A 25814-nucleotide genomic window follows, 5' to 3' on the forward strand; every position below is an offset into this window, starting at 1 on the left:
AGAATTTAGTACTTACACAAATAGAGCAATGAAAATTCCAATAAGTAACATCATACTACAATAAAAATAATCAAATAAAGTGATATATGTTTTTTGATAATACGTTCTATCTTTCTCTCCTGTAAATCCTCTTACTTCCATTGCTATGGCCATTTGCTCTGAACGACGGATTGCTTGTGTTAGCAAGGGAACTGCATAGCGAAAGAAAGCCTTCCAAGTGCCACTATGTTTATATCCTCTAATCCGATGGGCTTCCTTCAGTTGCGCTAGGTCTGATTGGAACATTGGAATACAGCGAAAGCCAGCCATCATTCCATATGCCCATTTCGGTGATAATTTCCATTGGTGGATAAGGCTCATCATTAATTCATACAAGTTAGTAGTAGTTGTAAAAAGTAAGCCAATCGTAACGAAGGCAAGCATTCTCATCGAGATAAGCAAACCACTTCCGATACTTTCTTCCGTTACTTGAAACCAAGCCCATTTCCAAACAACCGTTTCCCCTTTCCCAAATGCGGCTAGCATCCAAAACGTAAGCACAAAGAAGATAGAATAAGGAAGCAGAACCTTTACAAGAAATTTCCCCTTCCATCCTCCGAGCGTTAAACCAAGGATGAAAACATATATCCAAATAGCTAACGTAGAAAGCGCACTTTGAATCGTCATCAAAATAACCATTAGCAAAATATGGGTCATTAGTTTCATCGCTGGGTTAAGATGTGATAGATAAGACTCGTTGCTTTTGATTGTCTTCAACCTCCTTTAAATCAGCGATTAATTGATAGTGGATAGGAGGTATAATAGCTAGCTTCTTACAAAGCTCTTGATTGGAAAAAAGAAGATATGGATGGTCCGCATAAGCTTGATTCTTTTGATGTAAAACAACAACTTTATCTGCATATTGATCAACAATATCCATATCATGTGTAACCATAATAATAGAAGTTCCTTCCCTCTTTCTCTTTTCAAGAACTTGCAATAAATCATGTGATGATTTCGCATCTTGCCCAAAGGTAGGTTCATCTAATAAAAGAATATCTTGATCTAATAACAGCATCGTAGCTACACTCAATCTTCTTTTCTGTCCAAAGCTAAGGGTAAAGGGATGTTGATTTTGATAAGGCTCTAAACCAAATTCCTTCAAAAGCTCTGTAGTGCGTTTGTTAATGTCCGTTTCCTTCCATTGATATTGAATACCAGAAAACGCAATTTCACCAAAGACCGTTTGATTAATAAATTGGAGCTCTGGATTTTGGAATACGAAACCTAAGTGTTGATACAAGTCTCTATCTCTCCACTTTTTTAGTTCCTTTCCATGAAAGCGGATGTCTCCCTTTTTGCTCTTTTTAAGATGAGCGAGTATTTTCAAGAAGGTACTTTTCCCCGTACCATTATTACCAATAACAGCAATCCATTCTCCCTTATTTACGGTAAGATTTATGTTTTCTAAAATGGTTTCTTTAAAGTAAGCAGCTTCTAAATGATTTACTTCAAGAACTGGATCGTGTAGCTTTTTAGAAGCTGTCGTTTCTTTTCTGGTTTCATATTCATTTACTAACGCTATTCTTTTTGGATGATCTTCATTTTGAATGATATCCTCCCATTTATGAGGGTATATTTGAGGAATCCATATACCTGCCTCTTGCATCTCTGGTTTATGCTGATTAAGAATCTGTTCTGGTTTGCCATCAGCAATTATCTGTCCTTTTTTATCCAAAAGAATGACACGATCCATCCATTCTATACAGCCATCTAACACATGCTCGACCATAACCATTGTTTGTCCAGTTCTAGTTGCAGTATTTTTTATCACCTCAAAAACTTCTTTTCGACCAGAAGGATCTAACTGTGCTGTTGGCTCATCCAAAAAAAGTACTTCTGGCTCTAACGCTAATAAACAAGCTAAAGCGAGTCGCTGCTTCATGCCACCTGAAAGATTAGCTATAGGAGTATGCGGCTCAATCGTTAACCCAACGGTTTGGAGAAGTTCCAAAATGATAGCATCCATTTCTTCCCTAGGTACTTTTCGATTCTCCAAGCTAAAAGCAATTTCTTCCTCTACATGTTCCATGCAAAACTGTGTGTCAGGATTTTGGAAAAGGACACCGACTCTTTTTTTCCTAATGACTTCTCCTGAAACACTTGCTTCTATATGTTCAGGAATGATGCCAGCTAAAACAGATATTAGCGTAGATTTCCCGCTGCCACTTGGACCTAGGATCAATACTTTTTCCCCTTGATTAATATGTAGTGACACTTCTTTGAGGATAGGTTCCTTATCCTCAAAGAAGCGCACAGATAGATGGTTACATCCTAACAATGAACTCATCATTAGTCTCCTTCTTTCGATTCGATCTAGAAATAGCATAACCATTTAAAACGCCTGTTTTACCAAGCCCCTCAACAATTGCTTTCGCTAATAATCCCCCTAAAATCAATCCACTGATTACTTGAATAATAAAGGTAAGAACGAGTGTCGTCGTCGTATAATAGGAAAAACCATTTGCTAGAATGCTATATAGCATACTTCCACAAGCAGCTAAAGCGCCGGAAAGCATTAAAACAGATACATGATATTTTTTATAGCGGAATATCGCGAATGCAATTTCAGCACCAATTCCTTGGAATACGCCAATTAACAACGCTGATAAGCCGAAATGACTGCCAATTAAAAGTTCAACAGAAGCTGCAACTACCTCGGCAATTAAGGCTGCGCCTGGTTTTTGCAAAATATAGGCAACAATCGGGCTTGCAATAACCCATATTCCAAACATAAAGTTAGCACCGACTGGACCAACTAATGCTGAAATCGGGAGCCATAAAGTGGACCACCCCATATAAAGAACACCACATGCTACCGCAATTACTACTAATAAGACAACTTCTTTGATTTTCCAGTTCATACTGACACCTCAAGCGTTTTTACTGGCCATTCCTCTAGGTTATAAGCCATATCCCAAAACTTGTATTCTAGTTGACAGCTTAATAGAAAATATTCCATTAGCTTTTCTTTCTGCGCTTCATTAAGCGTTTCAGCAATTTCGTCTAGTCGCTGGCAAAATGGTGTAGTGACAGTCATTGGGCCATCTCCATAAAAGTGAATCCAGTCATAAAAAGGATGGGCACTATCAGGGTTAACCTCTTCTAAAAGCTTTTTACCGATTTCCACATATGTCCATGGGCAAGGTAAAAGCACTGCTAAAATATCGGCAATATCACCTTGCTGTGCAACTGTAAGCATGTGACGAATATAGTGATGTGCAGACGGAGCTACTGGAAACCCTTGTAGATCTTCATATTTAACACCTGCTACTTCACAAAAATTATTATGTGGATGTATTTCGCTATGTAGCACAAAAGATATTTGATTATTAAAAAGTTCGATATCTCTTCTATTCGAACTTTTTGAAATTGCCAAACCATAAATTTTCATAAACGCATTTAAATACTCAAAGTCTTGTTTCACATAATGGATAAGCTGTTCTTTCTTTAAATCACCCTTTCCAATTCCTTGAACAAATGGATGTTCCATAATTGCCTGAAAGATTGGTTCTGCCTGCTTACGTAATTCTTGTGAAAAACTCATTTGATTTCCTCCTTCTTTGGTCCTTATGACCAACCATTAAGATTTTTTCATGAAAAGGAAAACATGGAGCAACTTTGATATGCAAAAAAGCCACTCCAAAAATGGAGTGGCTTATATATGAATAAAATAACACTACTATTCTATGCCGACTCCACTTTCCTACGCTAGTATGAACTAGATCAGGTTCAAAGGGTCCAAGTATTCTTGTCTCAGCCAATAAGGCTCCCCTAGTGGATTTTCCTATTCAATTACTTAATACATTACCGAAAGACTATAATTTTTGTCAATCATTTTTCACATATTCTTTTTGATAATTCTGTTTATCCCCTATTCTTAAGGGGAATAACTTTAATGAAATTCTGATTATGTATGCTGTATTTCCCTTTACTTTTAAAGAAACTTTCACAAAATCGACATATTCATGTGATGTTTTTCACATAATTTAAGTATATAATCACTATATAAACAGTAATAACATTTTACAAAAGAATGAATTTTAAGATACTATGGAGAAAAGTAGAAACAAAGTAAATTATTAACGAATCTTGTTCTCCATTTAGTAATGAAATAGCTTTAAATACTATTAATCTATTAAATTAGAAAAAGGAGTTGCAATAAGATGAAACAGCAAAATATTAATCGAGTAGTTTTAATTGGTACAGGTGCTGTAGGATGCAGCTATGCCTACTCATTAATTAACCAAGGTGTTACCGAAGAACTTGTTTTGATAGATGTAAATAAAGAAAGAGCAGAAGGGGAAGCAATGGATTTAAATCATGGTATCCCATTTGCCCCTGCACCGACAAAAGTATGGGCTGGTGACTACGCTGACTGTGGTGACGCTGATTTAATTGTCATCACTGCAGGTCTTCCGCAGAAACCAGGTGAGACTCGTTTAGATTTAGTTGCGAAAAATACAGCTATTTTTAAAAGCATTGTAAAAGAAATAACTGCTAGTGGGTTCGATGGTATTTATTTAATTGCAACAAATCCAGTTGATATCCTTACTTATGTAGTTTGGAAAGAATCTGGGCTTCCTAAAGAGCGAGTAATCGGTTCTGGGACTACATTAGATTCTGCACGTTTCCGCTATATGCTAGGTGAGTATTTCGATGTAGATACACGCAACATACATGCTGCTATTATTGGAGAGCATGGAGATACGGAGCTTCCTGTATGGAGCAGTACAACGATTGGCTTAGAAAGCATTGAAACAAAGCTAGCTAAAAATGACAAATACTCTCAAAAAGACTTAGATGAACTTTTCATTAATGTTCGAGATGCCGCTTATCATATTATTGAGCGTAAAGGCGCCACTTATTATGGAATCGGAATGTCACTTGTCCGAATTACAAAAGCGATTCTCGGAAATGAAAACTCTATCTTACCAGTATCTGCATATCTTGATGGCGAATATGGTCATAAAGACATCTATATTGGTGTTCCTGCAATTATTAATCGCCAAGGAATTCGTGAAGTACTTGAGCTAGAACTAAATGAAAAAGAAACAGAACAATTTAATCACTCTGTTGAAGTTCTTAAACAAACAATGGAATCTACCTTAAATTAATAGATAATAGAAGCCTATTACTATCAACGTATAATAGGCTTCTATCTATTTTCTTCATCCAATAGATGGAGTGGCTCGTAACCGTACTCTATTAAGTTAACAAATCCATTTTCCGCAAATATAATCCCCTCTTTTTCTAACATCCTTCTTTGAAGTTGTCCATTTCACCTGGTAATCCAATGCATCCTTTACTATTAAGTACCCGTTGCCATGGTAGTTGATATTTTTCCGATAAGGTATGAAGAATCCTAACAACTTGTCTCGCACCCCTTGGACTTCCAGCTATAGCAGCTATTTGTCCATATGTCATTACTTTCCCTTCTGGAATATCTGCAATGATTTCAACTACCTTTTTTGTAAAAGGTCTCATCTTCTTACCTCCTCTTATATATAGACCATTCTAACAAAATTTTTGTTAGAAGTTACTTTTTCCTTCTTATTAGAGATAAAGATTATACCAATGAAATTTCATAAAAAAACGAGGCTGGGACAAAACTAAATAGTTAATCTGTAAAGACGAACAATCTCTAGTTTAGCTCATAAATAAAGGTTACTTTCCTATACTGATTATTTATGTTTTTAACTATAGTCAAGTGTAAAAATTAATTCGTTCCATTGCGCTACAGACACACGATTCGCCGGGGAGCAACCTAAGCCTCCTCGGCAAAAGCCTGTGGGGTCTAAAGATTGCTCTATTTCCCGCAGGAGTCGAGTGTCCTCCGCTCCATTGCACTCCGTTTTTAAAGGCTAATTCCTAAAGTAATATTGTTTTTTCAAAAAAATGAATTAGTAGGAAATATGGAGCAGCCTGAATACACGTAGACTCCTGTGGGATTAGCGAGACAGCCTGAGACCCTGCAGGCCAAAGGCAGACCGCGGCTCAGCGCGAGCCCCATGGAAAGCGAAGTGTATTCAGGCTGCGGGTAATAACAGCTGAAACAGCTTTTTTACAAGCCGATTAAAAAGCCAAACAATCATACAAATTTTCGTGTAATTGTTTGGCTTTAACTTTGGCTGGAATACTTATGTCCCAGTCTCTTGTCTTTTTATTATTATTGTAAATTTTGTTGTATCAACTGATTGGTTTGTGTTTGCGTTTGGGTGTAGGTTGTAATCTGCTTATTAATCTCCTTCTTATCCAACTTTAGAAGAGGACATTACTTGTGACGTACTTATTATTGGAGGCGGAAGTTCCGGAGCTCAATGCGCTCACTATTTAAGTGAAGCTGGATTAGATGTGGTTGTTGTTGATAAAAGAAATATAGGTGAAGGCAGTACTTTGACAAACACTGCCTTAATACAGTATTTAGGAGATAAAATGTTATTTGAGCTAGTAAATACTTTCGGAGAGGAAACAGCAATCAAGCATACTAAGCTTTGTGAGGAAGCAATTCGTGATATAGAAGCTATTTCTACCAAGCTTGAGATCCCATCTGATTTTGTCCGCCGCGATAGTCTTTATTACGCTAGCTATGAAGAAGATACAAAAAAAATAGAGGCGGAATACTATTATTTAAACAAACATCAATTTCAAGTATCTCTATTATCTTCTGATGAAATTTTTAAAAAATATGGTTTTCATAAACATAAAGCATTGTACATAAATAACGATGGGGAGATTAATCCATACAAATTTAATCACGGACTAATTCAACACGCTCACCAAAAAGGGGTTCGGGTATATGAAAATACACGTATTAATGGAAAAAAACTAACGAACGACCAAGCAATTTTTTATACCGAAAACCAGCATTCTATAACTGCTAAAAAGGTAATTATGGCAGCCGGATATGAAAATCTAGAATTTAAGAAAGAAAAGAATAGCTTATTATTAAGCTCTTATGTTGTTGTTACCAACCCAATCGATGATTTTTCTTCATGGCATAAAAGAATATTAATATGGGAAACAGCTCGTCCTTATATTTATATGAGAACAACTTTAGATAATCGCATTATCATTGGCGGCCTGGATGATAATACTACTAATCCTGAGGACAGAGACTCTAAGATCATGTATAGAAAAGAAAAACTTATTGCAGAATGTAACAAGCTTTTTCCAAAATTAGATATAAAGGCAGAATATTACCTCGGTGCCTTTTATGGGGGAACACATGACGGATTGCCGCTTATCGGCGAATACGAGGATTTTCCTAATTGCTACTTTTTAATGGCTTATGGAGATAATGGGTTAGTTTATAGCATGGCTCTTGCAAAGATACTAAAGGATATTCTTACAAAGGGCACTCATCCTGATTATGCCATTTATAATAGAGTAATGAAGAAATAAGTGAGCTTTAGTTCAATTAGGGCCTACTTAAAGGAATAGAAGAAAAAAAGGTTGGGACATATCTAAATAGATACTCTGTAAAGACGAACAATCTCTAGTTTAGCTAGTATATAGCTGCTGCTTTTGCATACTTTTTACAAGAGGAAATATAATTAGTTGGTTAAACAGAGCATTCCGGTTGCGAGGAATCGCACCGAACTTCATGGAAATAACCTTTTAAAAACAAATAAAAACCCAAACAATTATACGGAACTTTCATTAGCATGTTCGTATAATTGTTCGGATTTATCATTTTCTGGAATACTTTTGTCTCAGCCTTTTCCAATCCCTCTTATTAATGCCCACCCAAATAAGCCTGCTTTAATTCATCACTTTCCTGTAGTTCTTGTGCAGATCCTGATAAAACCACTTTTCCTGTTTCGATGACATATCCTCTATGCGCAATCGATAATGCCATATGAGCATTTTGCTCCACCAATAAAACAGTCGTTCCTTCTTCATTAATTTCTTGAATGACTTGAAAGATCGTACGAACGATAATCGGTGCTAATCCCATCGATGGTTCATCTAAAAGAAGCAATTTCGGTTTTGCCATTATGGCTCTTCCCATTGCCAGCATTTGTTGTTCCCCACCAGATAGGGTGCCAGCTAGCTGTTTTTTTCTCTCAAATAACCGCGGGAAAATCTCATACACTTTTTGTAAATTCTTCTGAATTTCCTGTTTATCTTTTCTTAAAAAAGCGCCTAATTCCAGATTTTCTTCCACTGTCATATTAGAAAAAACTCGGCGTCCTTCGGGTACATGTGACATTCCAGCTTTCACGATTGATTGCGCTGGTTTTCCTGCAATAGACTTCCCTAAATACTCAATAGAGCCCTTTTTAGGCTTAATTAAACCGGATAATGTCTTTAATAATGTACTTTTACCCGCTCCATTCGCACCGATAAGGGTAACTATTTCGCCTTCTTCGATATCAAGCGTTACTCCCTTTAACGCCTGAATATTTCCATAGTATACATTAAGATCCTTTATATGAAGCATTATTCAGCAACCTCCTCTCCTAAATAAGCTTCGATTACCTTTGGATGATTTCTAATCACTTCAGGTGTTCCCTCTGCAATCAATTGTCCATGATCCAAAACATAAATTCGCTCACAGATCCCCATAACAAGGGGCATATCATGCTCAATAAGCAAAATGGTTAACTGAAATTTTTTTCGAATAAATGCGATCAATTCCATCAGTTCATGTGTTTCCTGAGGATTCATTCCTGCAGCTGGTTCATCTAGTAATAACAGTTTAGGACCTGCCGCTAAAGCTCTTGCTATCTCTAGACGGCGTTGCTGGCCATACGGAAGATTCTTCGCTTTTTCATTCATATAACGATCGAGTTGAAAAATCTTTAGAAACTCTATTGATTTTTCTTCCATTTCTTTCTCCCCTTTGAAATGGGAAGGAAGCCGCAAAATACTGCTTAGCATCGAGTGCTTTGCCAAAGAATGATAGGCTACCTTTACATTATCTAAAACGGATAGCTCTTCAAATAAACGAATATTTTGAAAGGTTCTGCTAATCCCTCTTCTTGTTACCTGAAAAGGCTGCAATCCCTTTAGACTCTTTCCATCAAAGAGAATTTCCCCTTCCGTTGGCGCATATACACCAGTTAACATGTTGAAAGTAGTCGTTTTCCCCGCACCATTCGGACCTATTAGGCCAATTAACTCTCCTTGATTCAGTTCTACATCAATCGCGGAGACTGCCTTTAAACCACCAAAAGAAATACCTACATTTTTCATTTGCAATAAAGGTTCATTCTTAGTCATTGGAATTACCTCCTTTGCGTTTAAACAAATCTGTAATTTCCTTCGTTCCCATTAATCCCTTTGGGCGATATAGCATTACGATTACTAAAACAAGGCTATATATAATCATTCGCGTTTCTGGATAATCTTGAAGATAAGTAGAAATGATTGTCAAAAAGCTAGCGGCAATAACAGATCCTGATAAACTCCCTAACCCTCCAAGGACGACGTAAATCAAAATATCAAAGGACTTTAAAAATCCAAAGTTAGTTGGATTAATAATATAGAAGTTATGTGCTTGAAGCGCTCCTGCAACTCCAGCGAATAAAGACCCTAGTGCAAAAGCCGCCACCTTATAATAAGTTGTGTTAATTCCCATCGCATCTGCCGCAATTTCATTTTCCCTAATCGCAATTGCTGCACGACCATGTCTTGAATTAGTAAAATTCACTATGACCAAAATTGTAATAAATAAACAAATGAACGTACTTGTCCATGTAGTCAAATGGGTAACTTGCATTCCTGCTGCTCCACCGACATAATCAATATTTAAGAAGAAAATTCGAATAATTTCCGCAAATCCTAATGTAGCAATTGCTAAATAATCTCCTCTTAATCGCAATGTTGGAATTCCAACTAATAGCCCTGCTAGTGCGGCAACAAGTCCACCAGCTAAAATAGCAATTGGAAAAGGCAATTGAAACTTCATAGTGGCAATAGCTGACACGTATGCCCCCACTGCCAAAAAGCCTGCATGTCCAATTGAAAATTGACCGGTAATACCTATTACAAGATGCAAGCTAACTGCTAGCATAATATTAATTGCCATTAAGATAATCATATTGCTATATAAAGAGTCAATCCAGCCTCCAGTCATTAGGAACTGAATTACGCCATAAATAAGTGCGGACAGTATAAGGAATATCCAAAAAGCTTTTGATTTTTTCATCCTTCCAGTCACCTACACTTTCTCTTTTGTATTCTTACCAAGTATGCCTGATGGTTTAAAGATAAGAATCAAAATTAAAATAATAAAAGCCGCGGCATCTCTCCATAAAGAAAAGCCTAAAGCACTAACAATCGTTTCTACTACTCCCAAAATAAGTCCGCCAATCATTGCACCTGGAATAATCCCTATTCCGCCTAAAACAGCTGCAACGAATGCCTTTAATCCTGGAATGACTCCCATCAGTGGTTCAATTTTTGTGTAATAAGCACCAAAAATTACGCCTGCTGCTCCAGCTAAGGCAGATCCAATCGCAAAAGTTGCTGAAATGGTCCGGTCTACATTGATTCCCATTAATCTTGCTGCATCTATATCATGAGAAACCGCCCGCATTGCCTTTCCGGTCTTCGTTTTATGGACAATAAATTGCAAAATTAACATTAATCCTACTGACGTTCCTAAAATAATCAGAGACTTGCTTGTAATTTGTGCACCAAACACATCAAATGTCTTTGTTGGTAAAACACTTGGATAGGTTTCTAATCCTGCCCCTCTAAAATAAATAAATACATATTCAATCAATAAAGAAACCCCGATTGCTGTAATTAGTGCCGCAATTCTCGTCGCATTTCTCAACCGTTTATATGCAATTCTTTCAATAATAATTCCAAAGATAGCACAAGCAATCATGGAAACAATCAATGCTGGAAAAAAACTAAGCCCCCAGCCAGTAATAGCATAAAAGCCAATAAAGGCCCCGACCATAAATACATCTCCATGGGCAAAGTTAATAAGTTTAATGATTCCATATACCATCGTATATCCTAAGGCAATAAGGGCATAAATACTTCCCAAGGAAATGCCGTTAACTAGCTGTTGTATCCATTCCATCTATTTATTCACTCCCTTTTGCTAAGCAATAATCAATGAAAAATATTTTCGCAAAGCTTACTGCTACTTAACTCGTATAAAGCACATTTTGTGTTCTTACTCTCTATCTCTATTACTCTTTCATATCTCCAATTTTCTATTCTTATTCTTCCAATGGAAAATAGGGAGGCTCTCCCTCCCCATCCATAATGTCTTATTCTGGATCAACCTTTGTTTTAAACACTTGTTTTCCATCTTGATATTCTAGAACTGTTGCTGATTTGATCGGGTTATGATTTTCGTCGATTGTAACTAACCCAGTAATTAGTGATAAGTCTTTTGTTTTTGCCAACTCTTCTTTAATCTTTTCAGAATCTGTACTTCCTGCTCTTTCAACAGCATCTTTTAATAGATACACAGAGTCATAACCTAAAGCATTAAATGCATCTGGGCTTTTTCCGTATTCGTCATTAAATGCGGAAACAAACTTTTGAATTTTCTCATCTGGATCTTCCGAAGAATAATGGTTTGTAATAAACGTATTATTTAAACTCTCTGCTCCAGCTAAATCAATTAATTTTGGAGAATCCCAGCCGTCAGCACCCATGAAAGGAGCTGTAATACCCATTTCGCGAGCTTGCTTAATGATTAATCCAACTTCTTCATAATAGCCAGGAATAAATACAAACTCTGGATTCTTCCCTTTGATTCTCGTTAATGTCGCGCTGAAATCTGTATCCTTTGCAACATAAGATTCTTCTGAAACTATTTTTCCACCAGCAGCTGTAAAGGTTTCTTTAAATGCTGCTGCTAATCCTTTTGCATAATCACTTGCACTATCAGCATAAATGGCAGCATTTTTAATTTTCAAATCATTAATAGCAAAATTAGCAGCCACATTTCCTTGGAATGGATCAATAAAGGATGTACGGAATGCATACTCATTTAGCTTTCCATCATCATTAACAGTAACGTTTGGAGCTGTACCTGATGGAGTTAATAAGACCGTTTTCTTGTCATTAGCGATTTGTACCTGTGCTACTGTATCGCCACTTGTAGCTGCTCCGATAATTGCTGAAACTTTATCTTGGTCGATTAGTTTCAATGCTCCATTAGTTGCCTCCGTTAAATCAGATTTATTATCTACTTTAACTGGTACTATTTTCTTGCCATCTATTCCGCCATCCGCGTTAATCTCTTTAATAGCTAAATCAATGCCGCTTTCTAATGATTGTCCGTAAGACGCAACAGCTCCCGAAAGCTCCAAGTTAACTCCTATCTTAAATTCATCCTCTTTGGATGCATTATTTCCACCGGCACCACAGCCAGCCAATATACCAGCAGCTAATGTAGAAGCTGTTATTAAAAGACTTAATTTTTTCTTCATACTGAATCCCCTCTTATGTTTATTTGATTATTCTGACAATAAAAAGAAAATAACTCTAAATGTTGAAAGAGTTTTACAAAATAAATTTTATTAATTTGACTAGTCAGACTATTCAAATCATTTTTATATTGCGAAATTAATCATAACGAACTAGACAAAAATAATCAATACCCGACAAACCTCAATAAAATGTTACATTTTCTGACGCTAAAAGGAATGAATTTTGAATATTTTTTAACAATTCTGTTAAATATGAAATAATTATTTTTTACTTGTCAGAATTTTTACCAAAATAAAAAATAATTTTTTCATAAAATAGCAGTTTCCAATGATCAATCGTTAATCTAGAAATATTTGTTATTAGCACAAGTTATATTTTCTAACATACCAGAAGCTTATTTTCCAAAAAATTCATCTGCAAATTTTTAAAAATTTTTTTATATAACTCATTTTTTTCTTATTATAGGGAATAAACAGTACTAATAAGACATAGAAAGGAGTACTACGAATGAAAAAAATTCTATTCTTTTCACTCTTCACCTTTTCTCTTATAGCAAGTGGCTGTTCCAATGGTTCAACAGACAGTCAACCTGATTCACCGACAGAGGAAAAAGCAAATGCTGCTGGACAAGCTAATACGGAAACTGATCAGACTACTGAGGAACCCCCTTCAACCGATGAACAGATTAAAGAAATTCGATCTATGCTTAAGATGAAAGATAATAAATTACCGACGAAATTTCCTATAACAGATTCTGAATATATTGCAGCTAAAATTAATGAAAATGAAACAGATGGATATTCTATTTCGTTCTATCAGACGCAAGAAGCTGTCTCTATCAATGATGAGTCTTTAGCTACAAATGACAATCTGATTGCGACTTTTAAAGCTGAAACATTCGATGATGAAAACAAACAAAAGGAACTTTTCCCTGAAGTTTCATTAGACTCTGTACCGGATGACATGAAGGTAGATTTAGGGCATCAAATTACCGGAATGAGGGAAGGAGCAGCTGGAAGTTCGTATTTAGTTTGGAAAGAAGGACGTTGGGTGTTACAAATTAAATCGATTTCTGAAGATCAATTAGATTCTGTTGATATTGCAAGAAAGATGGTGGACTATTTAGAGGAGAATGCCCTCCCAGTACCTAAAGAAAATGGACGAGTGGAAGTAAACTATCCAAAAAATGCGGAGGAAGTAGAGATAACGGCGAGATGGGAAGAAGGAAATGTTGTCTATACATTAGAAACTGCAGAAGTGCCGATAAATGCTTTAATGATGACTGTCTCAACAGAATGAGTCATAACTGGAAAATCATGATACTTTGAGAATATTGGTTAAATCCACTTGGATTGCAGCCAAACTTCTATATAAAAAAGAGTTGTTGGAAAAGTAGTAACTCTCTCTTCTCCAATAACTCTTTTTTCTATACTATTCTTTCATAAGAATACTGACTTGAGAATACATTTTCTCTTCATATGGAGCGAGCGATGTTCCAACTACAAGCTACGTATTCAAAACTATAAACACACCTAATGGAATTTAGACCCGTACTTTCATCACTGAACAATCATCACATTGGATCATACTTTTAATTAGTTCTTTGTTCTTCTCTTCGAATAGTTCATTATGGGATGATACCATCGCGCTATTGCTTGCGTCTGGCTGGATAAATAATTTCGCCTTATTAACTGCATTTGCGGCATCTTGGAAAGCTCCTGCAATTAAATGAACTTTTCCTTCATGCTTTAGAATATCTCCTGCGGCAAATATTCCAGGTACAGATGTCTCACTGTTAACATTGCCTGCTATGTAAAAATCCTCAAGCATCTCAATTTTCAATTTACTATTCTTTAATAAGGAAGAATCCATTTCATAGCCATGGTTGATGACTACTTCATCTACTTTCAAAGTAGTCATTTCCTCCATTTTTGTATTCGTTAATTCAACCGAATCAATACAATTATGGCTTTCGTTGGCAATCAATTTCGTGATAGAGGTATGGAATAAGCAATCTACGTTACTTTCTAACAGTTCTCTTGCTTTTGCCTCGTGACCTGCAAGGGTATCTTTTCTACATGTTAAATACACTTTCTTTGCGATTGGCTCTAGTTCGAGTGCCCAGTCAACTGCTGAATTTCCACCACCAGAAAGAACGACAACCTTATCTCTAAAGTGCATTAAAGATTTTACTGTATAATTTAAGTTTGATACCTCAAATCTTTCTGCACCTTCTATTTTTAATTTTTGTGGAGTAACGATTCCACTTCCTACTGCAACAATGACTGTTTTAGAATAATGGATTTCTCCTGAATCTGTTTCTAATAAGAATATCCCTTCCTCATTTTTAGAAATAGAATGGATCTTCGTATTTGTTACTACTTCTGGTTTAAAAGTTAAACCTTGCTGGACAAGCTGCTCTCTTAACTTCTCACCTGGCATTGGAGTGATGCCGCCAACATCCCAGATCATTTTCTCTGGATATAAATGCAGCTTTCCACCTAGCTGTGGCAAAAATTCAATAATTTTTGTTTTCATTTCTCTTAGCCCACTATAAAAAGCAGAATATAAGCCTGCTGGTCCGCCGCCAATTATCGTCACATCGAATAATTCTGTATGATCCATTAACCCGCTCACTCCTATTATTAAAGTTTTGTACTATCTATATATGATTACATCATTCTATTTATTAGTTAAATTGATTATCATTCTCAGTTACATACTACCTCTTTTTTTGAATTTTATCAATCCTATAAAGAAAACTTTTAAAGATGGTGGGCGAGAAATAGAAAAAGCTCATTTTGTCTATGTAAAGGATAGAATTAAGAGTTATTTAGTGGATTAGGTAGTATTTTTAAGCATACCGCCTATTTAGTTTAATCAGAAAAAACTTTATGAACGATATGAACTGTATATGCTTTATTATCATGTTTGCCCTTTATAAGAAATGTTTTATATAATTATTGTAGCTCTACAGGAGAAGGATATGGATAAATCCCATTACCATACTGGGAGTAATACAAAGCAAGTAATACTTTACAAAACCATTCTAACCAAAGTTCCACCTTAAGTATTGCCATTATACTCGCTTAATTCCTACTATTCCTCTAAAAATAATCAACTTTATTTTCTATTTCCATTTTATTTATCCATATCCTAAAAAATCTCCCAGATAAAACTTTAAGGAGAAGTGATGAATGTATAAAATCGAAGTCAAAAATCTTACAAAAATATTTGGAGGAAACCCAAAGGAAGGACTAAAAAGACTCCAAGCTGGCGAAGAAAAAACGAAAATACTTAAAGAAACAGGAATGACAATTGGGGTAGATAATGCCTCCTTTCATGTAAAACAAGGAGAATTCTTTGTCATTATGGGTTTATCCGGCAGTGGGAAATCTACACTTATTCGCCTAGTTAACCGACTAATCGAACCAACTTCTGGTGAAGTATTAATTGATGGAAAAAATATAACCAGCATGAATAAAAAAGAGCTTATCGATATCCGACGGAAAAAACTTAGTATGGTTTTTCAGAATTTTGCATTATTTCCAAATCGAACAGTTCAAGAAAACGTGGAATACGGTTTAGAAATTCAAGGTCATCCTAAGAACGATCGGGCAAAAAAAGCTACAAAAGCTATCCATGATGTTGGTTTAAAAGGGTATGAAGCAAGTTATCCTAATCAACTTAGTGGCGGTATGCAGCAACGCGTAGGTCTTGCTAGAGCATTAGCCAATGATAGCGATATCCTGTTAATGGATGAAGCATTTAGTGCGTTAGATCCGCTTATTCGGAAAGAAATGCAGGATGAGCTCATCCGTTTACAAAACAAGCTAGGCAAAACGATTATCTTTATCACCCATGACTTAGATGAAGCACTTAAGTTAGGTGATCGAATTGCAATTATGAAAAATGGTTCCATTGTACAATTAGGTACAGCGGAAGAAATACTAGAAAAGCCTGCGAATGATTATGTTTCTAGTTTTGTTGAAGATGTAGATCGTTCCAAGGTATTAGTGGCAGGTCATATTATGAAACAACCAGATTTAATTACTACTTGGAAGGATGGCCCGAGAGTAGCGGTAAGGAAAATGGAGGAAGCTGGTCTATCAAGTATCTTTGTCGTAGATAAGGATAAACAACTTAAAGGTATCCTGACCATTGATGCTGCCATTAATGCGTTCAAAGAAAATAAATGGGTTGAGGATGTATTAGAGCATGACTTCCATTCAACCACATACGATACACCATTAAATGATTTAATTGGCGTTGCAGCAGAATCAAAATTCCCCATTGCAGTCACAGAAAATAATAGATTGCTAGGAATCATCGTTCGAGTCTCTATATTGTCTGGACTTATTCTTGGAAAAGAACAAAAGGAGGCTATCGTATGAATTATTTCTTCTTTCCACTAGAAGATTGGACAAATCAATTTGTAGACAATTGGCTATTGCCAGTCTTAGGTGACTTTTTCAACTCCTTTAGCGGAGTGTTAAGCATATTTATTAATGCTGTCACTAATTTATTTACCTTTATTCCTGCTGAAATAATCGCAATCCTCTTAGCACTATTAGCATGGCGCCTTGCCGGAAGAGGAATCGCAATTTTTACAATTATTGGTGCACTTTACTTAGGTTCAGTAGGTTTATGGACAGGTGCTATGCAAACATTAGCTATTGTTATCGTAGCAACCTTTTTCTCAATCGTTGTTGGTATCCCATTGGGAATATTTACAGCTAAAAATCGAACATTGGATCATATTGTTAGACCAATTCTCGATTTCATGCAAACATTACCAAGCTTTGTCTATTTAATCCCTGCTATTCTACTCTTTGGTCTAGGAGAAGTACCAGCAGTTATCTCTACTTTCGTTTTTGCTACTCCACCTGCAGTACGCATGACGAGTTTAGCTATTAAACAAGTTCCTGCTGATATTGTGGAAGCTGCTAAGGCTTTCGGTTCTACTTCTTGGCAGTTACTTGTTAAGGTTCAGCTTCCAAATGCCATTCCAACTATTATGGCAGGAATTAACCAAACGATTATGTTGGCATTATCAATGGCAGTTATCGCCTCGATGATTGGCTCACCTGGATTAGGAAGTACTGTTTTATCCGGTATTTCTAGTGTAAATGTTGGATTAGGCCTTACTGGTGGATTAGGTATTGTTGTCCTTGCGATTATACTGGATCGAATTACACAAGGATTAGGAAAAAAAGCATAAAAAAACGATACTATTTTACAAAAGAAAGGAAGTATAAATTTTATGAAAAAATGGAAATTTAGCTTTTTACTGTTATTACTATTTACCCTTTTAGTTGGATGTTCTTCTCAAACGCAAAATACTGGTGGAAATGGGACGAACAATAGCGAAACGATCACATTTGGAGTGACTCCTTGGACTAGTACAGTTCCTCCAACAAAAGTAGCTAAACTTTTATTAGAAGATATGGGCTATACAGTGGAAGAGAAAAATGCAGATGCTGGTGGCGTTTATACTGGCCTTTCTCGAGGTGATTTAGATGTATTTATGGATTCTTGGTTACCTGATATGCATGCAAATTATATGAATCGATACAAAAGTCAAATTGAAGATGTAGCAGTCAGCTATACAGAAGGGGAGCTTGGATGGGTTATTCCGTCTAATGTGGAAGGCATTGATAGCATTGAAGATCTGAAAGGAAAAGAGGATCTTTTCGGTGGAAAAGTATATGGTATTGAAGAAGGGGCAGGAATGACTATTACTTCAAAAGAAATGATTGAAGAATATGGGTTAGACTTAGAATATGTTGCTTCTAGTGAAGGTGGTATGTTAGCGCAAGCGTCTAAGCTTATGAAAAGCGGTGATCCCGTTCTTTTCCTCGGATGGCGTCCACATCCAATGTTTGTTGATTATGATTTAAAGGTATTAGAAGATCCAAAAGGTTTCTTTAAAACATCTGAAGTTCATGTCGTTGCAAATAATAGTTTGAAAGAAGAAGCACCTGAAGTACACGAATTTTTAAGTAATTGGAGCATGCCTGTTGAAGATATTGAAGAAATGATTGTGAAGATTGACAATGGGGCAGATGAGGAAGAAGTTGCGCAGGAATGGATTGATAATAATCAAGATTTAGTTAATGCGATGTTAGGGAAATAAAGAAAAAACGAGTTACTTAAAAATAACAAGTTTAGTTTTAAAGTACAAAATTCACTATTTAAAAGAGGTGCAAATTAGCACCTCTTTTGTATTTATATTAAGAGGCTGGGACATAAGTATTCCAGCCAAGGATAATTCCGAACAATTATACGAAGATGCTAATGAATGTTCCGTATAATTGTTCGGGCTTTTATTTGTTTTTCAAAGGATGTTTCCATGAAGTTTGGTGCGATTCCCCGCAGCCGGAATACACTTCGCTTTCCATGGGGCTCGCGCTGAGCCGCTTCGGCCTGTGGCCTGCAGGGTCTCAGACTGTCTCGCTAATCCCATAGGAGTCTTCGTGTATTCCGGCTGCTCTGTTTTTCCAACTAATTATATTTCCTCTTGTAAAAAGTATGCGAAAGCAGCCGCTATTTACTAGCTATATTAGAAATTGTTCGTCTTTACAGAGTATCTATTTAGTTATGTCCCATCCTCGTATTTATATTAAGCTATTGATAACTGCAGTTTAAAGTGATGGTTTCTTAAAGTACTTCCATTATTTTGGATAAAATAAAAATGGAATTTGTTACTTCAAATTCTCCGCTATTTAAGGAATGATTTGTATTTGGGATAACATCAATCTTTAAATTCGAGTTACTTAATTGGTCAATTTGATTTGAATTGAAACCCACCTCTTATTTAAGAAGTTTGTCTAAAGTCCGAATTGGATGCCTTATACGAATTAGGCAAATCAATAACTATCTAGCCCCTCATAATGGAAGTATGCGAAATCGGCGTGGGTGGCTGCTTTTTTGTCCATATCGTGGACAGCTATTCCGATGAAGTTTCCAGTAAATCCTCCTGCTAAAAATAGGAGGTCTTGAGTGCTGACTATTTCTTGCCAAGGTTCTTCTTCATCTGATCGGAAGCAAAAGTTTCCTGTAGCTCCATTTCCAATGACCTTTAGTTGTATTTCTTTCCTAGTAATAGGTATTATCGTTGGGTCTAGTTGAAACAGTCCACTTTCACAACGCATGAACCGAAGAACACGCCCCTTCTCTTCCTCATATGTTACGTAAACATATAGATAATTGCTATCGTTTAAATAAAGCATAAGCCCAGCCATTTGATTAAAAGTTGTAGGATGGAATTCCACTTTTGTTTCTACCTGAAAGTGAAAGTCTTTTTGACGAATGGCTAGAATATGATGCTCAAACAAGGACTGAACGGAATCGCCTGAAACCATGCGCAAATAACCGTTTCTACTTGTTAAATCACACCAAGAATCATCCGCTAAAATGCGTAAAGTATTCCATTCTTTTTTTAAAGGTCCTGTAAAATCATCTTCGAAATCAGTAGCCTTTTTGAAGACTACCTGTTCACTCGTAACAATTTCAGTCAAAAGACTGGGACCTTTTTCCCCTGAGGCAAGACGAAGCCAGCCATCCTCTGTCCAATAAACCTCTTCTATCGCCGTTTCTCTTCCTAATATGGCAGCTTTTTTTTGCAATGGCCTTGTGCATAAATAAACCATATACCAATTCCCAAACGGTGTCTGCACAATGCTTCCATGTCCTGAGCATTGGAGTAATGATTCGGGTTTATCGCTTGCAGTAAGCATAGGGTAGTCAGGATCTAATTCATAAGGACCCGTTATTGCTTTTGATCGACAAACAGTAACAGAATGTCCCTTTCCAGTCCCTCCTTCTGCGGTTATTAAATAGTAATAATCTTTATAATAATACAAATGAGGAGCTTCCGTTTTAGCTAATTCTGTGCCATCAAATATTTTATAAACTGGACCGATTAATGTTTGATTCTTTGTGTCAAATTCTTGCATGACAATACCTGCTGATTTATTTCCTGTTGTCATTCGATAATCCCATATTTCGTTTAACAGCCATTTGCGTCCATCTTTATCATGAAATAAGGAGGGGTCAAAACCACTGCTGTTCAAATAGACAGGACTGGACCAAGCTCCAGTTATATTTGGTGCGGTAATCAAATAGTTATGGCAATCCTTAAATGGCCTTTTCGTACTTTTTACATCGGTGTAAATAAGGTAGAAGAGCCCATCTGAATAGCTAATCTGTGGAGCCCATATACTACCGTTCTGTGGATTTCCTCTTAAATCTACTTGATTTGTAATCACATCTGTTTGATGCTCCCAATGGATTAAATCCTTCGATTGATAGATACGCACACCTGGTAACCATTCAAAAGAGGAAACAGCAATATAATATGTGTCACCTAGCCTTAGGATATTGGGATCTGGATTAAACCCACGTAAGATGGGATTTTTAATAGGAATTCGATACATATGCTTCTCCTTTCTTGCTCAAACTAGCTCCTTTTCGAAACAAGCATAAAGCTCCTGCTAGAAAAAAGAGAAATGCGATTGGAAAAGCAATAAATTGGGTACCAATTAAGGTTGAAAGCCCAGCAACTAGGTATAGTACTGCTGCCCATTTCGGATAACGATTTCTCCAAATGAAGGCAGTCGCAGCCGCAACGAAAATTAGTACGAGTAATAAGGTGATGCCAAACCAGATAGATAAGACCTTCATTGCCTCTAGGCTATCTTGTACAGCACCTAAAGAAACGCCATCCTGAAGAATGGGAAAGACTGTTTCTTTATATGTTTCTTTATCCATAGAGGTCATCGTTAGCGAAAATCCCCCTAGAAATATGACACAAAATACAATCCCTACCATTCCAATTATTGCTTCCCATTTTCGCTTCATTTCTCCCGTCCCTTTCTACTAGTCTCCATATAAACCCAATCTAACTTTTTGATTGAACCATTTTGAGCATAACAATTTTCTATTTCCCGGTAGGTTACTGTTTCTCGATTCTCATTCTTTCCCCAATCATTCCATCTATCTGGGTGAATATGAGCACCTATTCTACATTGAGAAAAGGTTACATTCGCATAAGGTCTCCACGGCCGACCTAAATAGACATTTACTGTATCAGCCTCTGCGGTTAAATAGCAGTGAGAAAATAAAAAACCCCTTTTCCCGCTAGCGGTACTCGCTGCTGTTACATATCCTGGATGGTTTTTTGGACGCTTAAGAGATCTCAACTCACATTCTTCAAACTGTGCTTCTCCTCCGCCAAATATATAATCAACGGTTCCCTCGATATAACAATGAATAAAGGTTATTAGATTGTCTCGATATTCATTTCTTATTTCTGGTTTAGAGAAAGGAGTCCCATCTTTTTGAAGATCTGGCAATGGTCCGAGACAAATAGTATCCTGAAACCCTTTAAACGAACAATTTTTGAATTTCACTTTATTGCCTTCATTATAGAGAGCCATTGCCTGCCCCACTGTTTCCCCAGGTCCAGCATTATTAACTATTTCCATATTCTCTACCCAAATATTTTCTGCATTGATAAAAAGGGTCGCTGTTTGAAAGGTACCTATCTCACAGCCACTCTCATCCAATTGACGTGCATACTTGTTTCCAATAATCCGAACATTTCCTATACCGATTAGTTTTCTATTTGATTGATAGAGACTGATATTTTCATCGTAATCTCCACTTAAAATGATGAATGTAACTGGACTTTCTATATTGGAACAATGAGCAATCCCATCTTGTATACGCTTAAAATCACAACTATTATTTTTTCCAATGACAAATTGAAATTGATTCTTCACAAATGCTTCTGTAAGAAAGTTTCCCATTGTTTTCTCATTTCCTTTGTCTCTTGATGACCACCTGTTACAATCCGGCTGTTCCAATGATCCTCCGCATTATATTTTCTATACATTTTTACTAATTCCTCATCCAATAGCATGGCCCCTTCAATCGGACACATGCGATCGTCTTTACCAACAAGACTCAACCGTGGCCTTGGGGCAATTAACGCTTGCACGGATAAAGTAGAGAAGCTTTTTAAAAAACCTGGCACGTAGTAATAAAATCCATGATGATCCAAGCCCCGCTTTTGCTTTAGTGTTTCTATATGCACTTGTGCAGCAATATCAACTGTTACTCTTATCCGATTGTCTAGTGCAGCCAACCACCAGCTCATGAGGCCACCCATTGACATTCCAATTGCCGCAACTCGGTTCTTATCGACATCTGTTCGCTCCACAAGATAATCCAGGAAAGCAATATTATCAAAAATCCGCATGCCCCATAGTGTCCGACCCTCTAATAACATTTCTTTGACTAATTCACTTTCTGCTTTGCCTTTTCTTTCATTAAATCCCCACATATCAATGGAGCCAACAGCATATCCCAAATTCGTTATTGCCTCGACAAAAGGAGGGGATTGTAAGTAGCTGCTACTTACTAGCAGCTCTTCTTTTCCCTGATCAAAATTCCCTCCATGTGAATGATTAAAAATAACAATAGGAAGCGGATCGTCCTGTTTTAAAGGTTTGGCAAAATAAGCTGGAACGGATTCCTCTTCATTTAATTGCAGCAAGAGACTCTCTAAAATATAGTTATTTTTTGTTTCTTTTCTTATTAGTTGGACCGTCCTATTCTTTGCCTTTGGATAATCTCCTAATAACTCAATGAGCTTTTCTCGTCTCTCCTTCACTTTACGCCTTCACTTCCTTCAAAAGCGCTTCTTCCTTCTTTGTATTTTTGGACTTACAGTTGGTTAATTCGATATCATCACTATATTCGAGATAAAAGGCCGGACCTTCATGATTTTCGATCGTTACCCGATTAAATAAAATATCCTTTGCAAAGCCAACATAAAAGCCTCGGTTACTCATATCCTCGATCCCTGCCATCATCGCCGGTTTCCCAGGAATCGCATTTTCTGCCAGCGAAATATCTATCTGGTTAAAAGTAAGTTCTGATACATATTGCTCTGCTAAGCCATAAATGAACCCAGCAGAGGCATGAACATTCCTTGCTGTAATGTTTGCAAAATGAATGCGTCTAAACATTGGTGTATCGACTGTTACTGGGTATGGATGTTTATCCCATACATATTTGTCCTTCCCTTTAGGACCACAGAAATAATATAGGTTTAAAATGAATGGACAGATAACACCTTCCATTACAATATTGTCTACACGGATGTCTTCGACTACACCTCCACGCCCTCGTCTTGACTTCAATCGAATGCCACGATCTGTATCTTGAAAGATACAATTGCTTATCGTTACATTTCGTATATCCCCACTCATTTCACTGCCAAGTACTACTCCCCCATGGCCATGAACCATCGTACAATTCGTTATCGTTATATTTTCACAAGCTACACGCTCTGCCGTATCCTCTGTTCCTGCCTTAATCGCAATACAATCATCGCCTACATCAATATGACAATTGCTGATTCTTACATTGGAACAGGATTCTGGATCGATGCCATCTGTATTTGGTGAATCTTTCGGATTATTGATGGTTAAATTATCGATAGTAATGTTATTACTGCAAATGGGGTTAATCGTCCAACTCGGAGAATTTATTAAGCTCACATCTTTAATCGAAATGTTTTCACATCCATCTAAACTTATTAATTTTGGTCTCGGATAAAGCAGCTTTTCCCGCTCATTGCGAAAAATATGCCACCATCGTTCACCATTTCCATTGATTGTTCCAAAGCCAGTTATAGCAATATTACAACTATTTTCCGCATATAAACACGAAGCATAGACCTCTCTAGCTACACCTTCCCATCTGGATGTAACAACGAAATAGTCCTCTTGCCGATCAGAGAATTTCAATATTGCTCCTGCTGCTAAATGGATTTCAATATTATCCTTTAATAAAAGTGCCCCGGTCAGAAACTCACCTGGCGGAATGACAATTCTGCCTCCACCATTTTTATATGCCTTATCTATCGCCTCTTGAATAGATTCTGTACATAAATCCCCATCATTCTTTGCACCGAATTCAGTGATGATATAGTCGCTCATTTTATAATCTCCTTATTCGTTAATTACTTCCTCCACTTCCCCTAATGCTTGCAAAAATGCACCCAAGCCTTTTTGATCATTACAAACAATCGGCTCGCTAATGTAATAGGCATAGGTCCCGTCTCGTTTGTCAGCTCCACCAAGTCCTGCTACCTGACAATTTTTATTCAAGTTTACCCAACCCTCTTTTGTCAGAAGAACAAATTCATCTAAAAGACCTTGATAGCCCTTCTTTAATGGACCAATCCATTCTTGTTTATCAAGAACTCCTAAGCGAATCCCCTTTGCTATTGCACAAACGTACATACTGCTTGCAGATGCTTCTAAGTAGTTGCCTTTTTCGCCCTGCTTATCTACTACTTGATACCAGACTCCCTTTTCCTTATCTTGATAGTTTAGTATTGTTTCTAATGTTTTCTTAAGAATCTTCTCTAGAAAGGAACGGTCTGGCGTATCCTCTGGAATAATTTCTAATGTATCTACTAATGCCAGCACATACCAGCCCATTGCTCTTCCCCAAAAATTCTCCGATAATCCTGTTTCTTTATTAGCCCAAGGCTGTACTTTCTTCTCGTCCCATGCATGATAAAGAAGTCCTGTCCTTTCATCTAATAAGTGTTGATAACTAGTTTTGAATTGATGCAGAATATCGTCAAGCCCCTCTCCATCTGCATATTCCATTTGATATTGTGCGTAAAATGGTGCTCCCATATATAAACCATCTAGCCAAATTTGATACGGATAGATTTGCTTATGCCAAAAGACACCTTCTGAAGTTCTTGGATGTTGCTCTAATTGTGATTTCAATAAATCAGCTGCTTTTCGATACTTTTCCTCGCCTGTTTCTTTATATAATTGAAACAGTAGTTTTCCATTGTTAATATGGTCAATATTAAATTCCGATACTTCATACTCTTTTATCGATCCATCTGGTTGAACAAAATAATCAATATTTTCTTTTATATACTGCAAATATTTCTCATTACCGGTTCGTATCCAGAGGTTTTCAAACCCTTTTAGAACGACTCCATAATCATAAGACCATTTTCCGTTATAACCTCTATCCTCATATAAATGTGGAAGTCTTTCCATAATGGAAAGAGCTGTTCTCTCTGACCAACTTATTTCTGTCATTCTTATATTCTCCCATCTTATCTAGATTTTTCCCCACTCTTAACGGGTAGTAAGAACCCCAGCTCAAGCGAGGGCACTGAAAAACTGGCTAGTTAATGATGATGGGCAATAGCCACTTTTTAAACATAAGATGATGGATTTGTTTTCCGAGGCTCGTCGCTACATTCCTGCGGGGTCTCGGACTTTCTCGCAGCTCCCATAGGAGTCGAGCGGACGCCT

Annotated in this window: 23 protein-coding genes, 1 pseudogene and 1 riboswitch; of the genes and pseudogenes, 6 read left to right on the forward strand and 18 right to left on the reverse strand. The window is 36.8% G+C overall.

The genetic code is table 11. The features are described from left to right. Positions 1–12: 12 nt before the first annotated feature. The 4 genes from HHU08_RS23225 to tenA are packed head-to-tail and all read right to left on the reverse strand — an operon-like array spanning position 13 to position 3586. Positions 13–747 (reverse strand): energy-coupling factor transporter transmembrane component T family protein, encoded by a 735-nt coding sequence (locus HHU08_RS23225; RefSeq protein WP_040343132.1) that lies wholly within the window; start codon positions 745–747, stop codon positions 13–15. Beyond that, a complete protein-coding gene (locus HHU08_RS23230; protein WP_169189749.1) occupies positions 713–2329 on the reverse strand; it encodes an ABC transporter ATP-binding protein in 1617 nt (538 codons plus the stop codon). The genes HHU08_RS23225 and HHU08_RS23230 overlap by 35 nt, the downstream gene beginning before the upstream one ends. After that, positions 2307–2903: an ECF transporter S component gene (locus HHU08_RS23235; RefSeq protein ID WP_169189435.1), complete on the reverse strand. Its 597-nt coding sequence runs from the start codon at positions 2901–2903 to the stop codon at positions 2307–2309. The genes HHU08_RS23230 and HHU08_RS23235 overlap by 23 nt, the downstream gene beginning before the upstream one ends. Continuing rightward, positions 2900–3586, reverse strand: a complete 687-nt coding sequence (gene tenA, locus HHU08_RS23240) for a thiaminase II (protein WP_016202636.1) — start codon at positions 3584–3586, stop codon at positions 2900–2902. Before tenA ends, HHU08_RS23235 begins: the two co-directional genes overlap by 4 nt. A gap of 139 nt (positions 3587–3725) precedes the next feature. Then, positions 3726–3825: riboswitch (TPP riboswitch) on the reverse strand. A 380-nt stretch (positions 3826–4205) separates the two neighbouring features. On the opposite strand from tenA, the gene HHU08_RS23245 reads away from it, so the two are divergent. Then, positions 4206–5156, forward strand: coding sequence for an L-lactate dehydrogenase (locus tag HHU08_RS23245; RefSeq protein WP_016202638.1), 951 nt, complete (start codon positions 4206–4208; stop codon positions 5154–5156). Positions 5157–5292: 136 nt separating this feature from the next. Here the strand turns inward: HHU08_RS23245 and HHU08_RS25835 are convergent, their stop codons facing one another. After that, positions 5293–5526 carry an MGMT family protein gene (locus HHU08_RS25835; protein WP_169189436.1) on the reverse strand — a complete coding sequence of 78 codons (234 nt, stop codon included), beginning with the start codon at positions 5524–5526 and terminating at the stop codon, positions 5293–5295. 786 nt (positions 5527–6312) lie between these two features. Between HHU08_RS25835 and HHU08_RS23255 the strand changes: the two genes are divergently transcribed. Then, a complete protein-coding gene (locus tag HHU08_RS23255) occupies positions 6313–7443 on the forward strand; it encodes an NAD(P)/FAD-dependent oxidoreductase (RefSeq protein ID WP_169189750.1) in 1131 nt (376 codons plus the stop codon). A gap of 334 nt (positions 7444–7777) precedes the next feature. On the opposite strand, the gene HHU08_RS23260 is transcribed toward HHU08_RS23255, so the two are convergent. From HHU08_RS23260 to HHU08_RS23280, 5 genes are all read right to left on the reverse strand, one after another. Next, complete coding sequence (locus HHU08_RS23260) at positions 7778–8485, reverse strand: ABC transporter ATP-binding protein (RefSeq protein ID WP_016205208.1); 708 nt, start codon at positions 8483–8485, stop codon at positions 7778–7780. Continuing rightward, positions 8485–9267: an ABC transporter ATP-binding protein gene (locus tag HHU08_RS23265; protein WP_169189437.1), complete on the reverse strand. Its 783-nt coding sequence runs from the start codon at positions 9265–9267 to the stop codon at positions 8485–8487. Before HHU08_RS23265 ends, HHU08_RS23260 begins: the two co-directional genes overlap by 1 nt. After that, positions 9260–10195, reverse strand: coding sequence for a branched-chain amino acid ABC transporter permease (locus HHU08_RS23270; protein ID WP_169189438.1), 936 nt, complete (start codon positions 10193–10195; stop codon positions 9260–9262). The genes HHU08_RS23265 and HHU08_RS23270 overlap by 8 nt, the downstream gene beginning before the upstream one ends. Positions 10196–10207: 12 nt before the next feature. Beyond that, the gene (locus tag HHU08_RS23275) at positions 10208–11083 is read right to left on the reverse strand and encodes a branched-chain amino acid ABC transporter permease (RefSeq protein WP_101729951.1); all 876 of its coding nucleotides are present in this window, start codon (positions 11081–11083) and stop codon (positions 10208–10210) included. 193 nt (positions 11084–11276) lie between these two features. After that, positions 11277–12449: an ABC transporter substrate-binding protein gene (locus HHU08_RS23280; protein WP_016205212.1), complete on the reverse strand. Its 1173-nt coding sequence runs from the start codon at positions 12447–12449 to the stop codon at positions 11277–11279. Positions 12450–12957: 508 nt separating this feature from the next. Between HHU08_RS23280 and HHU08_RS23285 the strand changes: the two genes are divergently transcribed. Then, positions 12958–13749 carry a hypothetical protein gene (locus HHU08_RS23285; RefSeq protein WP_101729953.1) on the forward strand — a complete coding sequence of 264 codons (792 nt, stop codon included), beginning with the start codon at positions 12958–12960 and terminating at the stop codon, positions 13747–13749. Positions 13750–13992: 243 nt separating this feature from the next. On the opposite strand, the gene HHU08_RS23290 is transcribed toward HHU08_RS23285, so the two are convergent. Then, positions 13993–15075 (reverse strand): NAD(P)/FAD-dependent oxidoreductase, encoded by a 1083-nt coding sequence (locus tag HHU08_RS23290; protein WP_169189439.1) that lies wholly within the window; start codon positions 15073–15075, stop codon positions 13993–13995. Positions 15076–15647: 572 nt separating this feature from the next. Between HHU08_RS23290 and HHU08_RS23295 the strand changes: the two genes are divergently transcribed. The 3 genes from HHU08_RS23295 to HHU08_RS23305 are packed head-to-tail and all read left to right on the forward strand — an operon-like array spanning position 15648 to position 18586. Continuing rightward, positions 15648–16844 (forward strand): quaternary amine ABC transporter ATP-binding protein, encoded by a 1197-nt coding sequence (locus HHU08_RS23295; RefSeq protein ID WP_101729954.1) that lies wholly within the window; start codon positions 15648–15650, stop codon positions 16842–16844. Beyond that, positions 16841–17671 carry an ABC transporter permease gene (locus tag HHU08_RS23300; protein ID WP_169189440.1) on the forward strand — a complete coding sequence of 277 codons (831 nt, stop codon included), beginning with the start codon at positions 16841–16843 and terminating at the stop codon, positions 17669–17671. The genes HHU08_RS23295 and HHU08_RS23300 overlap by 4 nt, the downstream gene beginning before the upstream one ends. Positions 17672–17713: 42 nt before the next feature. Beyond that, positions 17714–18586, forward strand: a complete 873-nt coding sequence (locus HHU08_RS23305; RefSeq protein WP_016205217.1) for a glycine betaine ABC transporter substrate-binding protein — start codon at positions 17714–17716, stop codon at positions 18584–18586. A gap of 524 nt (positions 18587–19110) precedes the next feature. On the opposite strand, the pseudogene HHU08_RS25285 reads toward HHU08_RS23305, so the two are convergent. The 7 genes and pseudogenes from HHU08_RS25285 to HHU08_RS23335 form a co-directional block, all read right to left on the reverse strand. Beyond that, positions 19111–19254 (reverse strand): annotated as a pseudogene (locus HHU08_RS25285) (alpha/beta hydrolase); the annotation flags it as partial. Positions 19255–19319: 65 nt separating this feature from the next. Continuing rightward, a complete protein-coding gene (locus HHU08_RS23310) occupies positions 19320–20879 on the reverse strand; it encodes a glycoside hydrolase family 43 protein (RefSeq protein ID WP_407939872.1) in 1560 nt (519 codons plus the stop codon). Next, positions 20869–21312 carry a DUF4064 domain-containing protein gene (locus HHU08_RS23315; protein WP_169189442.1) on the reverse strand — a complete coding sequence of 148 codons (444 nt, stop codon included), beginning with the start codon at positions 21310–21312 and terminating at the stop codon, positions 20869–20871. Before HHU08_RS23315 ends, HHU08_RS23310 begins: the two co-directional genes overlap by 11 nt. Continuing rightward, on the reverse strand, positions 21309–22262 hold the full coding sequence (locus tag HHU08_RS23320) for a pectinesterase family protein (RefSeq protein WP_205835684.1): 954 nt from the start codon (positions 22260–22262) through the stop codon (positions 21309–21311). The genes HHU08_RS23315 and HHU08_RS23320 overlap by 4 nt, the downstream gene beginning before the upstream one ends. Next, entirely contained in the window at positions 22232–23128 is an 897-nt protein-coding gene (locus tag HHU08_RS23325) for an alpha/beta hydrolase family protein (RefSeq protein WP_101729956.1), read from the reverse strand. The genes HHU08_RS23320 and HHU08_RS23325 overlap by 31 nt, the downstream gene beginning before the upstream one ends. Before the next feature lies 1 nt (position 23129). Further along, complete coding sequence (locus HHU08_RS23330) at positions 23130–24461, reverse strand: glycoside hydrolase family 28 protein (RefSeq protein WP_101729957.1); 1332 nt, start codon at positions 24459–24461, stop codon at positions 23130–23132. Between the two features lie 12 nt (positions 24462–24473). After that, a complete protein-coding gene (locus HHU08_RS23335) occupies positions 24474–25595 on the reverse strand; it encodes a glycoside hydrolase family 88/105 protein (protein WP_016205224.1) in 1122 nt (373 codons plus the stop codon). Between the last annotated feature and the right edge of the window lie 219 nt (positions 25596–25814).

Origin of the sequence: Niallia alba (genome assembly GCF_012933555.1) — a bacterium.
Taxonomy (GTDB): Bacteria; Bacillota; Bacilli; order Bacillales; family Cytobacillaceae; genus Niallia; species Niallia alba.

Excerpts from the sequence above, each read along its gene's own strand:
- HHU08_RS23245 (WP_016202638.1), top strand. The coding sequence starts at position 4,206 with ATGAAACAGCAAAATATTAATCGAGTAGTTTTAATTGGTACAGGTGCT.
- HHU08_RS23275 (WP_101729951.1), bottom strand. The coding sequence starts at position 11,083 with ATGGAATGGATACAACAGCTAGTTAACGGCATTTCCTTGGGAAGTATT.
- tenA (WP_016202636.1), bottom strand. The coding sequence starts at position 3,586 with ATGAGTTTTTCACAAGAATTACGTAAGCAGGCAGAACCAATCTTTCAG.
- HHU08_RS23315 (WP_169189442.1), bottom strand. The coding sequence starts at position 21,312 with ATGAAGCGAAAATGGGAAGCAATAATTGGAATGGTAGGGATTGTATTT.
- HHU08_RS23230 (WP_169189749.1), bottom strand. The coding sequence starts at position 2,329 with ATGAGTTCATTGTTAGGATGTAACCATCTATCTGTGCGCTTCTTTGAG.
- HHU08_RS23335 (WP_016205224.1), bottom strand. The coding sequence starts at position 25,595 with ATGACAGAAATAAGTTGGTCAGAGAGAACAGCTCTTTCCATTATGGAA.
- HHU08_RS23260 (WP_016205208.1), bottom strand. The coding sequence starts at position 8,485 with ATGCTTCATATAAAGGATCTTAATGTATACTATGGAAATATTCAGGCG.
- HHU08_RS23300 (WP_169189440.1), top strand. The coding sequence starts at position 16,841 with ATGAATTATTTCTTCTTTCCACTAGAAGATTGGACAAATCAATTTGTA.
- HHU08_RS23280 (WP_016205212.1), bottom strand. The coding sequence starts at position 12,449 with ATGAAGAAAAAATTAAGTCTTTTAATAACAGCTTCTACATTAGCTGCT.
- HHU08_RS23295 (WP_101729954.1), top strand. The coding sequence starts at position 15,648 with ATGTATAAAATCGAAGTCAAAAATCTTACAAAAATATTTGGAGGAAAC.
- HHU08_RS23330 (WP_101729957.1), bottom strand. The coding sequence starts at position 24,461 with ATGAGCGACTATATCATCACTGAATTCGGTGCAAAGAATGATGGGGAT.
- HHU08_RS23290 (WP_169189439.1), bottom strand. The coding sequence starts at position 15,075 with ATGGATCATACAGAATTATTCGATGTGACGATAATTGGCGGCGGACCA.
- HHU08_RS23265 (WP_169189437.1), bottom strand. The coding sequence starts at position 9,267 with ATGACTAAGAATGAACCTTTATTGCAAATGAAAAATGTAGGTATTTCT.
- HHU08_RS23270 (WP_169189438.1), bottom strand. The coding sequence starts at position 10,195 with ATGAAAAAATCAAAAGCTTTTTGGATATTCCTTATACTGTCCGCACTT.
- HHU08_RS23320 (WP_205835684.1), bottom strand. The coding sequence starts at position 22,262 with ATGGGAAACTTTCTTACAGAAGCATTTGTGAAGAATCAATTTCAATTT.
- HHU08_RS23235 (WP_169189435.1), bottom strand. The coding sequence starts at position 2,903 with ATGAACTGGAAAATCAAAGAAGTTGTCTTATTAGTAGTAATTGCGGTA.
- HHU08_RS23285 (WP_101729953.1), top strand. The coding sequence starts at position 12,958 with ATGAAAAAAATTCTATTCTTTTCACTCTTCACCTTTTCTCTTATAGCA.
- HHU08_RS25835 (WP_169189436.1), bottom strand. The coding sequence starts at position 5,526 with ATGAGACCTTTTACAAAAAAGGTAGTTGAAATCATTGCAGATATTCCA.
- HHU08_RS23305 (WP_016205217.1), top strand. The coding sequence starts at position 17,714 with ATGAAAAAATGGAAATTTAGCTTTTTACTGTTATTACTATTTACCCTT.